Here is an 11,317-nt window from a genome sequence, read left to right on the forward strand (position 1 = left end):
GACGGATACCGTCCCTTTGTGACAAGAGTCCCGTACGTGCCGATCCGGAGCATTCCCTCGTGGCTCCGCCTGCCGGGAGTGGTCGCGCCCTGGAACCACGCGCTGGACGCCGCCGGTGTCCGTGGCGACCGGGTGCGCGACGACTACACCCAGACGGCACGGCGGTTGGCCCGCCAGTGCCCGACTGAATACGCGTGCGTCCGATTCGTGCTGCCGTCCGCGTGGCAACCCCACCTGTTCGCCGTCGTCGCGTTCGGCGGCCGCGGGGACGCCCTGGTCGACGCACCGGTGCGCCAGCGTGACCACAGGCGGTACCACGCTTGGGCCGACGAGGTACGCGGCGGGCTGGCCACCGGGCGAGCCGACGAACCGTACCTGCGCGCCTTCCTCCACACACTGGCCGCGCGCGGCATTCCGCACGACGACGTGCACACGCATCTGGCCGCACAAGCAGAACAGCTCTTCTGCACCGGATACGCCACCGAGCGCGAGTACGACGACTACATCGACCGCGCCGGGCTGACCATCATCCGCCTCATGCTGGCCGTCTGCCGCCCCAGGGGCGCGGACAAGACCGGCCCCGGCCCCTGGGCACGGATGTTCGTCGAAGCGGCACAGCGGGTGGACGACCTCGCGGACCTGTCCACAGACCTGCGCGCGGGCAAACTCACCCTGACGGAGGCGGATCTGGCGCGCTTCGGCGTCACCCGCATCGATTTGGAATCCGGCCGTGACACCCCCGCCGTCCGGGCACTGCTGGCCCACGCCTGCCAGAGAGCCCGAACCGCCGTGGACGCGGCCCTCAGAGCACTCGACCAAGCCGCCCCGGAGGGGCGGCTGCTGCTGCGGCCCGCGTTGGTCGCCCTGCGACTCCTCATGGACCCCATCGAGAGCCGGGGCGCCGCGCTGACGCGCACCCCGGTCACGATCCCCGTCCCCGTCCCCACCAGCCGCCCCTCGGCGTCCCGCCTCATCGACGACACGCTGGGCATCGTGCACGCCCGCCTCCAGGTAGCGGCGGGGATGCGGCTGCCTATGGGGTAGGGAACTCGCCGCGCCGGACGGAGGAGATGAACGAGGCCCAGCCGTCGGGGGTGACGAGGAGGGAGGGCCCGTCGGGGTTCTTGGAGTCGCGGATTCCCACGCCGTGGTGGGCGGTGTGTATGAGGTTGGCGACCTCCACGCAGCCGTTGCCAGCGCCGTCGCTGTAGGAGGACTTGAACCAGTTGTACGTGCCGGTGCTCATTCCGTGATCTCTCGTGATAGTCGTTGCAGAAAATTCGGAGTGTCCTCGGGCGGGAGCGAAGACGCCACCAGGGCGTTGAACTGGCGGTTGAACCTGCCGACCTCGCGGGGCTTGTCGGAGAACGCCGAAGTAGCCCACGGGGTGTCCACCGTCACCGTGGACGGCAGCGTGTCACCCAAGTACTTGATGCTGAAGTCGTGTGGGGCGATGTACCCCCGCGTTGTCTGCGGGAGAACCTGCACGGTCACGTTGTCGCGCATCACCAGCTTGGCAATCGCGTCGTACTGCTCCCGCATCACGTCGGACCCGCCGACGCGATAACGCAGAGCTGGTTCGTAGAGCACGACCCAGAGTTTCAGCGGGTCTTCCTCCCGAGTCAGCTGCTCCTGCCGCTTCATCCGAGCGGCGACGCCCTTTTCGATGAACTCCGTTGTGGTCTCGTGGATCGGCTTCGCGAGTTCGAAGAGGGCCTGAGCGTACGCCTCGGTTTGGAGCAGCCCCACGATCAAGCAGGGGTGGAAGGCGCGGATCTCCTGAGCAATGGACTCGGTGGCAACGCGCCTCGCCATCCCCGCCGGGAGCATGCTCTCGGTCCGCGTCCACCAGTCCTGGCTGGACGCCTCACGCTGGAGCGCCACCAAGTGTTCGATGACGCCCTCGTCCGTGACGCCATAGCGAGCGAGCAGCTTGCGCAGGTCGCCGGAGTTCCGCAGGTCCTGCAATCCGGTCTCGACCCGATACAGCTTCGTGTCGCTGAACGGGAGCTCCTGGACGGCCTGCTCAAGCGTGAGCCCGGCGCTCTTCCGTAACTGACGCAGCTCATAACCGAGTTCGATGCGCCGCGCTGTTGGCCGTGCTCGTTGTGCCATGTGCTTGCCTCTCGGGTCGATGCGCGCAGTCTGCCGCGCCTTGCGTCCGTGGCAACAGCCCATGTGCTCGCGCAGGCATGTGCCACTTTCCTGACGAGGGCTGACACCCGTCCGTTTCGCTTGCGGTTTAACGCCCCCACGCGCCACGGTAGTTGAGCCCGATGAACGAAGAGGGCGAAACCCCCAACTCTGCCCCCAGGGACAGCTATGCCTGCACACAAGCCACCCGAACACTTAAACGACAAAGCGCCCTTCCGTATCGGCGACCGCGTACGCGGCATCTCCTACGTCCACCCGGACCGGTTCGCCCGGGAGCAACCCGAACCCTTCGAGGGCGTCGTGGTCCAGGTCGGCAGCGGGTGGGCGGGCGTGGACGCCGAGCACGCCTACGTCTGGTCGCGCCTGGACGACCACACCGAACGCAAGTCGCTGGTCATCGAGACGGAACTGCTGCAACGAGCGGAGGAGCGCCACGATGGACCGCACCGTCATCAAGGGCTCTGAATGGATGCTCAGCCCCGAGACCGCCGAGGGCGCCCCTCAAGGCATCTACGGCGCGCAATGCATCACCTGCGGGCAGGAATCCGGCCTCGTCGACGACGACACCCGCCCCGTCGGCGTGTGGGCGATCGCCCACACGCGAGACAGTCCCACCCACCGCCAGTTCCTCGTCACCACCCACAGGCACTGGCGGGTCGACCCGACCCCCACCACCCCCGCGCCCGGCCCCGAGCCCACGGAACGACGACCCCAACTCCCCCGCGCCCACGCCAAGCCGCGCACCCCACGGCTCCCGCCGGCCCTGAGGCTCGCGGCCCGGCGCGCCCTGGCCTACTCAGGGGTGCTCTTCCTCGTCGGGATGTCCGTCACGTGCGGCGCCGTCGTCGCGCTGTCGCTGGCCACTGGATGAGACGCCGGCGGAGCATTTGACTCAACTCCATCTTGCCGACGCCTATCATCGTCCCACTCTGACAATGCCTGGCTCCATCGGTCCAGGCGCACGGGGACACCAGAGGGGTACGGGGAATGCGTAACGTCAATCCGGAGGATCTGGAGCAACTCGCCAAGCTCCTGGACGGAAAGGGCGGCCTGAGCGACGACCTCAACGAGGCCTTCACCAGGGCGAAGACGCTCAACGTGAGCGGCAAGCTGGCGACGCTCACGCCGATGCGGACGTGGATCACCACCACGGCCCCGGACCTGCGGAAGCGGGCCGCCATCGCGCGCGCCGAAGACGGGGACCCCTTGGGCGGTCTGCTGTGGGCCGGCTGGTCGATGAAGGACGCCAGGACGCTCGCGCTGAATCCGGACATCGCCCTCCTGGCGGGCGCCGCCGCCGCCAGCGGCGACAAGGAATTCGAGTGGATCAAGCGGCAGCCGCACGAGACACTCGACGAATGGCGGGCCCGGGTCAAGGGTGAGGCGATCGCCAAGATCACCGACAACAGCAATCTGGGTGAGGTGGTCAGTGACTACATCAGGCTGACGGCATTCGCCTCGGAAGTCCCAGGGGCGTTCAAGATGGCCGTCGTCGGGACGCTCAACCTGAAGAAGTACCTCAAGGGACATCCGCTGAAGGCTCCCGGAACCACCCTGGCGCAGATCCTGAAGGGGCGGCCGCCGAGCTACATCCCCGCGCGCATCGCCCGGCTCGGCGCCAGTATCGGCTCCAGGACACCCGCGCCGATCCTCAACGCACTGGCAGGGTCGGACAAGCTCGCGCAATTGCACGGCGGAAAGCTGTGGGCGTGGGAGGCGAACCTCCTCAAGGTCGGCAAGAACGTGGCCGACGCCAAGAAGGTGGCGGGCGCGGGGAAGATGGCGCAGCTCGCCTCCGGGGTGGGGGCGGCGGGGCGCACGGCGGGGTTCTGGCGGGCCACCGGTGTCGTGGGCGGCGTGGCGTCCACCGCCATGGGCGCCTGGGACCTCTATCAGAAGGGGAACCCGGTAGAGGCGTTCAAGCGGGACAAGGCCGGGTACGTCGCGGACGTTTCCGGCGTCGCGTTCAACGCCTCGCTCACCGCCGCGATGGTCGCCCCCAACCCGATCACCATCGGCGCCGCCGCGGTCACCGGGGCGGTCTACGGCGTCGCCCTCATCGTCGACAACTGGGATACGGTGAAGAAGTTTCCCGGAAAGGTGGCCGACGCCGGGCGCTGGGCCAAGGACAAGATCGGCGAAGGGGCCGGGAAGGCCGTGGAAGGCGCGAAGAAGCTGGGCAGCGCGCTCAATCCATTCGACTGACGGCAACGAGTCCGAGAGGAGGTGCACGACAGACATGAGCGAACTCTCTTTCGAGCTGCAACGCACTGGAAGCACGAACCGGATCAACCTCCGCGACCAGGTGTTCACATGGTCCGGGACGGTGGGCAGCCTGGGCGCCGTCGAGGTGGCGTACCCCACCGAGCGCGCCGACTATCGGGGGCTTCATTTCCGGGCCTCCGTCACGGGGCAGTACCTTCCGGCGACCTCGTACTTCGGCCGCGAGTACGCCGGACGCCCGTCGCTGGCCGAAGGTGAACTGAGCGTCGCCGGTAATCCCGCTTCCTTGTCCCGGAATGCCTGGGGCCTCACCAGACGAGGGCGGGCACTTCGCATCGCGGCGGAGGGCCGGGAATACGTCTACGCGGAGCACCGGAACAGGCGCGGCCACGAGCTTCGGCGCAGCGGCGCCGGAGTCCGGATGACACGCTCACACTGGAAGAATCCGCAGACGATCTCCGGAATCTGCCAAGGCGCGGCGGATGGACTGGACATCAGCCTGGCGATTCTCCTGGAGAGCGTATACACGCGGAACTTGTCCGTCCGTGGCGCGCTGGTCTCCGCGCCCGGGCGCGTTTTGAGCCGACTGAGCGAATAGCTCAATTGCCGCCGGCAACCCGATTCTTCGCTTACTAGGAAATGAACATGCCTGCCATTGATACCGCACGACGACGCCTTCGGCTGGCGGACTCGCACGTCAGCGTCCTGGGATTCCTCGTCGAGGAGGAAGACCTGCCCGACGAGCTGTCCCTGCCGCTGGCCGAACTCAAGGAAGCGGGGATCGTCGACGACGAGGGCGGCCTGGCGGCCGACCTCTACCCGCTCCTGTCGACCCTGATGGAGCCGCACGTCATCGTCCGCATCGAGGTCACGGGCTCCCAGGGCGTCGTGAGCAGCGGCGCCGTCATCGGGGACGACTTCATGTTCACCCACGAGGGCTGGCCGGGTGAGGACGAGTCGGAATACGTACCGGTCGAGCCCCCGATGCTGGTGTGGGCGCTCTCGCGCATGGTGGATCTGCACCGCGAGGCAGCGGAGACCCCTGACGCGAGCGAAGAGATCGTGTCGACCATGGGCGCGCTGGACGGCGCGCTGGAGCGGATCGAGTCCGGGCGGGTCGAGGACTTCGGCGAAGCGGCCGCGGCGGCCGGCGCCCCGCACCGCCTCGCGGAGGTCCTCGCCAACCTGAACTGCATGTGGCGGATGACGGTGGCATGGCGCGGAAGCGAGCCACAGGACAACGGCATGTCCATCTCGGCGCTCGCTGCCTGGGACTGCGGGATCGAGGGCTACTGGATCCGGGAATCCCCCGCGGAACCCGTGCGTGAGGGCGAAGTCGACGAGCACAGCGAACTGCGGGTCCGGCGCACGACCGCCAAGGAACTCTGGCAGAAGATCACGGATCTCCTGCCGGACGCGGACCAACTCCTCGTCGAGGCCCCGGCTTCGAGGTAGGTCGAGGTAAAGGGACGTCGACCACGGATGGATGACGCGCTCGTTCGGCAGGTCACCCGCAGGTGCCGTGTCCTGCCGGACGACCGGGCAGTTGGGTTGTCCGACGATCCTCTACCCGTAGGAGATGACATGCTCGCTCGTACCGCCGTCGCCGCCGCGGCACTGGCCTCCGCCGCCACCCTCGCCTGCGCGGGCACCGCCCTCGCGCACGGTGGAGCCAACGCAAACGGCAAAGCCACGAACTCGCCGGGCATTGTCAGCGGAAACCTCGTGCAAGCACCCGTGCACGTGCCGGTGAACGCCTGCGGGAACACCATCACCGTGATCGGGGCGCTCAATCCGACCTTCGGCAACGTATGCGAGAACCTCTGAGCCCAGAGGGCGAACGCCACGCCCCGCCCACCCGACACGGTGAGCGGGGCCCACGGCCCTCGACCATCTGAGTACGACAACTCATGCGACCGCCCCCGCGACGGGGTTGGGTGGCACGTATGTCCGACTACACGCCGCATTCCCGCCACCGTGGTGCTTGGATCGCGCCGCTGCTCTCCACCCTGGTCACGCTCCCCATCGCCTACCTCTGCTCCATAGGCGTCGGATTCGCCGGAATGTCGTGTGACGTCGGCACCGAGACCGAGATCGACCGGTGCAATGCGGACGTCCCCACCGCCACCACGGTCTATCTCTACGGCCTCCTACTCCCCCTGGGGCTGCTCCTGGCCAGTTGGTTCCTGCCCTGGCGGCTGCGCCATCGCCTCCGCCGCAGCCTTCTCGCCGTCCTCGCGCCGTGCTCACTGATCCTCGCTTATATGATCTTCCACTCCCTGGTTGACTGGCCCTCTTCGTGACAAGGTCATCGCCATGCCCATCTTCTCCACGCACGACGGAACCAAGCTCGCCTACCACGTCGCGGGAAACGGCGCCCCCGTGGTCTGCCTGCCCGGAGGGCCGATGCAGGCCTCCGCATACCTCGGCGACCTCGGCGGCCTTTCCGCGCACCGGCAGTTGATCACGCTGGACCTTCGGGGCACCGGTGAGTCGGCGGTGCCGCAGGACACCGCCTCGTACCGCTGCGACCGGCTCGTCGACGACGTGGAGGCCCTGCGCGAGCACCTTGGCCTCGACCGGATCGACCTGCTCGGGCACTCCGCCGGCGCGAATCTGGCCGCACTGTACGTCGGCCGCCATCCGCAGCACGTCGCCAGGCTCGCGCTGATCACGCCGAGCGTCATGGCCGTCGGGGTCCCCGTCACCGGCGACGTCCGGCGCGAGACGGCGCTGCTCCGCAAGGACGAGCCGTGGTTCCCGGCGGCATTCGCGGCCCTGGAAGCGATCGTCGCCGGAAAGGCGACCGAGGCATCCTGGCAGGCCATCGCGCCGTTCTGCTACGGCCGCTGGGACGAGGCGGCGCAAGCCCATCTGGCCGCCGAGGAAGGGCAGACGAACGCGGGCGCCGCGGCTGTCTTCGGCGCAGAGGGCGCTTTCGACCCGGACGCCACCCGTGCGGCGCTGGCGCGGTTCGGCTCGCCGGTGCTCCTGCTCGCCGGGGAGGTCGATCTGAATTCCCCGCCTCCCGCGATGGCCGAATTCGCCGGGCTGTTTCCGAACGCCGAGTTCGTCGTTCAGTCCGGTGCCGGGCACTTCCCGTGGCTCGACGATCCCGACCGGTTCACGGCGACCGTCGCGGCGTTCCTGGGATAGCCGGCCGCGCAGGCGTCGGGCGCCGCGTATCGGCGGGCGCGTGCCGTCTTCCCCATCGGCACGGTGGGCGCTTCCATGGACGGATGCCCGCCGTGCACGCAACTCCCGCCGCGCCCGCAGCGCCCGCCGCCGCCCCCGCCCGCCGTGCCCGGTCCTCCCGCCGCATGCGGCGCCGACTGGCCGCCGACCTCGCGCTCCTGACCGTCGCCGCCGCCTTCCTCGTCCCGCTGCTGTGGCTGCTGTTCGCCTCCGTGGACTCGGAGGCGTCCTTGCGCGTCGAAGCACCCGGCTCGCCGACCCTCGACAACTTCTCCGCCGTGTGGACGGACGAGATCACTTTCACGCCGATGCTCAACAGCCTGCTGATGTGCGGGGGCGCGGCGGTGGTCACGGTCGGCTGCGCGGCGCTGGCCGCCTATCCGCTCTCCCGGTTCCGGTCCCGGCTGGTGCGGCCGTATCTGCTGACGATCCTGTTCAGCACGTGCCTGCCGATCACGGCGATCATGGTGCCGGTCTACGGCCTGTTCGTACAGACCGATCTCATCGACACCCTGTACGGCACGGCACTCTTCCTGGCCGCCTCGCAACTCCCGTTCGCCATCTGGCTGTTGAAGAACTTCATGGACGGGGTGCCGGTGGCCCTGGAGGAGGCGGCGTGGACGGACGGGGCGTCGTGGCTCCAGACGCTGACGCGGGTCATCCTGCCGCTGATGGGGCCGGGCATCACCGTGGTGACGATCTACAGCTTCATCATGATGTGGGGCAATTTCTTCGTCCCTTTCATGCTGTTGCTCTCACCCGACCAGCTTCCGGCCTCGGTCAGCATTTTCACGTTCTTCGGCAACTACGGTTCGATCGCCTATGGCCAGCTCGCGGCCTTTTCCCTGCTGTATTCGACCCCGGTTGTGCTGCTTTATGTGCTCATCGCCCGGCGGCTGGGCGGGGGCTTCGCACTCAGCGGGTCGGTCAAGGGTTAATGGCAGGGTCATGACGATGTAGGGACGATGCACGAAGGCATCATGCAAACGTACGGATGTGCCGCTACGGTTCGCTTGTGCACCCGTCCAATACGGCCGAGCCCCGCCCCCCGTCGTTTGACCCCAGTGCCGCACGCCGACTCCGCGAGGCGCTGGGAATGACGCACGCCCACGTCTCCTACGGCATCCAGGCCGCGTACGGCCTCCAGGTGCATCCGGCGACCGTCGCCGCCTGGGAGCTCGGCGAGGCGTTCCCCACGGAGACCGAACTGATCGCGCTGGCGGGGGCCTTGTGGTGTTCGCCGGGCGACCTGCTGGGGTCGCCGAGCACGCTGCGCGAGCACCGGGTGGCACAGGGGCTCGCGCCGATCGACGTGGCGATGCGGATCAGTATGGACCCGCAGGAGTACGAGCGCATGGAGCAGTCCGGCAAGTGGACCGGCAACGACGCCCAGGCCGCTCATCTCGCCGACGTGCTCCGGCTTCCGCTGCGCGCCCTGTTCGAGGTCACCGGGCGGGACGCGGCCCTGGCCGAGCTGCTGCGGTCGGCGGTCGACACCCGCTGGCAGGCGTACGTGAAGAAGGTCGGCAAGCTGGTGCCGCTGCCCAAGCCCCAGTTGGAAGGGGCGTTGAAGTCCCTGTACGGGGACTACCAGGTGCGGATGGCGGCGACGCTGACCCGGGGCGCGGTGGCGGACAACGCGGCGGCACAGGCGCGGGAGTTCCTGGACGGGATCGTGCAGCACTTCTGGGACCGGGTCGAGGGCGCCTCGCGGTAGTCGGGGTTTTTGCCCGAGCCTCCCGTCCGTACCTCCGCCAGGCCCCGTCCCCGTACCTTCGTACGACGTGCGGGCTTGGGCGATCGGAGGCTATGCCCAGCCCGGTGGCCGACCTTACGTTGTGCGCGTGCACCAGCCACCACCGCCGTTCAACGCCCTGGCCGCCCGTCGTCTGCGCGAGGCCCTGGGCATGACACATGCCCATGTGTCCCACGGCATGTGGGCGGCCTACGGGCTCAGGGTGCCCCCGGCGGACGTGGCCGCCTGGGAGCGGGGCGAGGCCGCGCCCGGCACGGCGGAGCTGGCGGCACTGGCCGGGGCCCTGTGGTGCGCCCCGGGCGATCTGATGGCGACGCCGACCACGCTGCGTGAGCACCGCATGGCGCGCGGACTGGCGGCCGAGGACGTGGCCCGTCTCGTCGGCATGGACCTGCCCGCGTACCAGGAGGCGGAGCGTACGGGCCGGTGGCCGGGGAACGAGCGGCAGGACGTGCTGCTCGGCGAGGTGCTGGGGCTCTCCCTGCCGGACCAGTTCGAGCTGACGGGGCGCGACGGGAAGCTGGCGGACCTGCTGCGCAGCGCGGCGACCACCCGCTGGCAGGCCTACACGCGCCCGGTCGCGAAGCTGGTGCCGCTGCCGCGCACCCGGATCGACGCCGTACTCCAGCAACTGCACGGCGAGTACCAGGCCCGCATGGTCGCCTCCCTCAACTGGGGCGAGGGCGACAGCGCCGCGGCGTCGGGCGACTCGGGACGGGAGTTCCTGGACGGCGTGCTGGAGCGCTTCTGGGAACAGGTCCTGCCGTAACGCCGCGGCTCCTGCCGTAACGCCGCGGCGGCGACCGCCACGGCGGTGTCAGAAGACCGACGTGTGTCAGAAGACCGACTCGGCCTCGTCCATCCGCGAGACCGGCACGGTCTTCAGCTCGGCGACCGCGTCCGCGATGGGCGCCATCACGATGTCCGTGCCGCGCAGTGCCGTCATCATGCCGAAGTCGCCGCGGTGCGCCGCCTCGACCGCGTGCCAGCCGAAGCGGGTGGCGAGCACCCGGTCGTACGCGGTGGGGGTGCCGCCGCGCTGCACGTGGCCGAGGATGACCGGGCGGGCCTCCTTGCCCAGGCGGCGCTCCAGCTCGACCGCGAGGCGGTTGCCGATGCCGGCGAAGCGCTCGTGGCCGTACTGGTCGATCTCGCCCTTCTTGTACTCCATGCTGCCCTCGGCCGGGTGGGCGCCCTCGGCCACGCACACAACCGCGAACTTCTTGCCGCGCGAGAACCGCTCCTCGACCATCTCCACCAGGTCGTCGACCTGGAAGGGGCGCTCCGGGAGGCAGATGCCGTGCGCGCCCGCCGCCATGCCGGACTCCAGCGCGATCCAGCCCGCGTGCCGCCCCATGACCTCCACGACCATGACGCGCTGGTGCGACTCGGCGGTGGTCTTGAGCCGGTCCATGGCCTCGGTGGCGACGCCGACGGCGGTGTCGAAGCCGAAGGTGCGGTCCGTGGCGGAGATGTCGTTGTCGATGGTCTTGGGCACGCCGACGATCGGCAGGCCGGAGTCGGCGAGCATCCGCGCGGCGGTCAGGGTGCCCTCGCCGCCGATCGGGATCAGTACGTCGATGCCGTAGTCGCGGGCCAGCTCCTTGGAGGTCTCGCATGCCTCGCGCAGCCGGGCGCGCTCCAGGCGCGAGGAGCCGAGGATGGTGCCGCCGCGGGCCAGGATGCCGCTGACCGCGTCCAGGTCCAGCTTGCGGTGGCGGCCTTCCAGGAGGCCCTTGAAGCCGTCCTCGAAACCGATGACCTCGTCCCCGTGGCCGGCGACTGCTCTGTGCACGACCGACCGGATCACAGCGTTGAGGCCGGGGCAGTCTCCGCCCGCGGTGAGAACTCCGATGCGCATCGTGCTGTGTCTCCTGCTCGCTGACCGGTACATGTGAGCCGGTCCGATTGTTTCATGGGTGGAGGCATGCCGCGTCCCCCATCCCGGGGGAGCGCCCTATCCGGGCGCGCAGGTATTGTCAAGGGGAC

General features: G+C 69.2%; 15 protein-coding genes. 12 read left to right on the top strand and 3 right to left on the bottom strand.

The window, feature by feature from the left end; genetic code table 11:
* The first annotated feature begins 18 nt into the window (after window positions 1-18).
* Window positions 19-1,044 carry a phytoene/squalene synthase family protein gene (locus ACQUSR_RS09390; protein WP_431042097.1) on the top strand — a complete coding sequence of 342 codons (1,026 nt, stop codon included), beginning with the start codon at window positions 19-21 and terminating at the stop codon, window positions 1,042-1,044.
* Here ACQUSR_RS09390 and ACQUSR_RS09395 read toward each other — a convergent pair.
* Both ACQUSR_RS09395 and ACQUSR_RS09400 read right to left on the bottom strand, forming a co-directional pair.
* Window positions 1,034-1,246 (bottom strand): DUF397 domain-containing protein, encoded by a 213-nt coding sequence (locus ACQUSR_RS09395; protein ID WP_431042098.1) that lies wholly within the window; start codon window positions 1,244-1,246, stop codon window positions 1,034-1,036. The genes ACQUSR_RS09390 and ACQUSR_RS09395 overlap by 11 nt on opposite strands.
* Window positions 1,243-2,115 (bottom strand): helix-turn-helix domain-containing protein, encoded by an 873-nt coding sequence (locus ACQUSR_RS09400; RefSeq protein ID WP_431042099.1) that lies wholly within the window; start codon window positions 2,113-2,115, stop codon window positions 1,243-1,245. Before ACQUSR_RS09400 ends, ACQUSR_RS09395 begins: the two co-directional genes overlap by 4 nt.
* 207 nt (window positions 2,116-2,322) lie before the next feature.
* Here ACQUSR_RS09400 and ACQUSR_RS09405 point away from each other — a divergent pair, with 207 nt between their 5' ends.
* The 11 genes from ACQUSR_RS09405 (at window position 2,323) to ACQUSR_RS09455 (ending at window position 10,097) form a co-directional block, all read left to right on the top strand.
* Complete coding sequence (locus ACQUSR_RS09405) at window positions 2,323-2,619, top strand: hypothetical protein (protein WP_431042100.1); 297 nt, start codon at window positions 2,323-2,325, stop codon at window positions 2,617-2,619.
* Window positions 2,591-3,025 (top strand): hypothetical protein, encoded by a 435-nt coding sequence (locus tag ACQUSR_RS09410; RefSeq protein ID WP_431042101.1) that lies wholly within the window; start codon window positions 2,591-2,593, stop codon window positions 3,023-3,025. Before ACQUSR_RS09405 ends, ACQUSR_RS09410 begins: the two co-directional genes overlap by 29 nt.
* A gap of 116 nt (window positions 3,026-3,141) precedes the next feature.
* Window positions 3,142-4,359, top strand: a complete 1,218-nt coding sequence (locus ACQUSR_RS09415; RefSeq protein ID WP_431042102.1) for a mucin-2 — start codon at window positions 3,142-3,144, stop codon at window positions 4,357-4,359.
* 34 nt (window positions 4,360-4,393) lie between these two features.
* Window positions 4,394-4,975 (top strand): hypothetical protein, encoded by a 582-nt coding sequence (locus ACQUSR_RS09420; protein ID WP_431042103.1) that lies wholly within the window; start codon window positions 4,394-4,396, stop codon window positions 4,973-4,975.
* 47 nt (window positions 4,976-5,022) lie between these two features.
* A complete protein-coding gene (locus ACQUSR_RS09425; RefSeq protein ID WP_431042104.1) occupies window positions 5,023-5,832 on the top strand; it encodes a hypothetical protein in 810 nt (269 codons plus the stop codon).
* A gap of 129 nt (window positions 5,833-5,961) precedes the next feature.
* Window positions 5,962-6,204 carry a chaplin gene (locus ACQUSR_RS09430; RefSeq protein ID WP_431042105.1) on the top strand — a complete coding sequence of 81 codons (243 nt, stop codon included), beginning with the start codon at window positions 5,962-5,964 and terminating at the stop codon, window positions 6,202-6,204.
* A gap of 119 nt (window positions 6,205-6,323) precedes the next feature.
* Window positions 6,324-6,680 (top strand): hypothetical protein, encoded by a 357-nt coding sequence (locus tag ACQUSR_RS09435; RefSeq protein WP_431042106.1) that lies wholly within the window; start codon window positions 6,324-6,326, stop codon window positions 6,678-6,680.
* Between the two features lie 13 nt (window positions 6,681-6,693).
* Window positions 6,694-7,533 carry an alpha/beta fold hydrolase gene (locus ACQUSR_RS09440; protein WP_431042107.1) on the top strand — a complete coding sequence of 280 codons (840 nt, stop codon included), beginning with the start codon at window positions 6,694-6,696 and terminating at the stop codon, window positions 7,531-7,533.
* Between the two features lie 83 nt (window positions 7,534-7,616).
* Window positions 7,617-8,510, top strand: coding sequence for a carbohydrate ABC transporter permease (locus tag ACQUSR_RS09445; protein WP_431042108.1), 894 nt, complete (start codon window positions 7,617-7,619; stop codon window positions 8,508-8,510).
* Window positions 8,511-8,668: 158 nt separating this feature from the next.
* On the top strand, window positions 8,669-9,289 hold the full coding sequence (locus ACQUSR_RS09450) for a helix-turn-helix domain-containing protein (protein WP_431042109.1): 621 nt from the start codon (window positions 8,669-8,671) through the stop codon (window positions 9,287-9,289).
* Between the two features lie 121 nt (window positions 9,290-9,410).
* The gene (locus ACQUSR_RS09455; protein ID WP_431042110.1) at window positions 9,411-10,097 is read left to right on the top strand and encodes an XRE family transcriptional regulator; all 687 of its coding nucleotides are present in this window, start codon (window positions 9,411-9,413) and stop codon (window positions 10,095-10,097) included.
* 66 nt (window positions 10,098-10,163) lie between these two features.
* Here the strand turns inward: ACQUSR_RS09455 and ACQUSR_RS09460 are convergent, their stop codons facing one another.
* On the bottom strand, window positions 10,164-11,189 hold the full coding sequence (locus ACQUSR_RS09460; RefSeq protein WP_431042111.1) for a 6-phosphofructokinase: 1,026 nt from the start codon (window positions 11,187-11,189) through the stop codon (window positions 10,164-10,166).
* Window positions 11,190-11,317: the final 128 nt, after the last annotated feature.

Origin of the sequence: Streptomyces sp. P1-3 (assembly GCF_050613155.1) — a bacterium.
In the GTDB taxonomy this organism is placed as follows: Bacteria; Actinomycetota; Actinomycetes; order Streptomycetales; family Streptomycetaceae; genus Streptomyces.

Coding starts and splice junctions, on each gene's coding strand:
- ACQUSR_RS09395 (WP_431042098.1), bottom strand. CDS start 1,246: ATGAGCACCGGCACGTACAACTGGTTCAAGTCCTCCTACAGCGACGGC.
- ACQUSR_RS09400 (WP_431042099.1), bottom strand. CDS start 2,115: ATGGCACAACGAGCACGGCCAACAGCGCGGCGCATCGAACTCGGTTAT.
- ACQUSR_RS09405 (WP_431042100.1), top strand. CDS start 2,323: ATGCCTGCACACAAGCCACCCGAACACTTAAACGACAAAGCGCCCTTC.
- ACQUSR_RS09410 (WP_431042101.1), top strand. CDS start 2,591: ATGGACCGCACCGTCATCAAGGGCTCTGAATGGATGCTCAGCCCCGAG.
- ACQUSR_RS09415 (WP_431042102.1), top strand. CDS start 3,142: ATGCGTAACGTCAATCCGGAGGATCTGGAGCAACTCGCCAAGCTCCTG.
- ACQUSR_RS09420 (WP_431042103.1), top strand. CDS start 4,394: ATGAGCGAACTCTCTTTCGAGCTGCAACGCACTGGAAGCACGAACCGG.
- ACQUSR_RS09425 (WP_431042104.1), top strand. CDS start 5,023: ATGCCTGCCATTGATACCGCACGACGACGCCTTCGGCTGGCGGACTCG.
- ACQUSR_RS09430 (WP_431042105.1), top strand. CDS start 5,962: ATGCTCGCTCGTACCGCCGTCGCCGCCGCGGCACTGGCCTCCGCCGCC.
- ACQUSR_RS09435 (WP_431042106.1), top strand. CDS start 6,324: ATGTCCGACTACACGCCGCATTCCCGCCACCGTGGTGCTTGGATCGCG.
- ACQUSR_RS09440 (WP_431042107.1), top strand. CDS start 6,694: ATGCCCATCTTCTCCACGCACGACGGAACCAAGCTCGCCTACCACGTC.
- ACQUSR_RS09445 (WP_431042108.1), top strand. CDS start 7,617: ATGCCCGCCGTGCACGCAACTCCCGCCGCGCCCGCAGCGCCCGCCGCC.
- ACQUSR_RS09450 (WP_431042109.1), top strand. CDS start 8,669: ATGACGCACGCCCACGTCTCCTACGGCATCCAGGCCGCGTACGGCCTC.
- ACQUSR_RS09460 (WP_431042111.1), bottom strand. CDS start 11,189: ATGCGCATCGGAGTTCTCACCGCGGGCGGAGACTGCCCCGGCCTCAAC.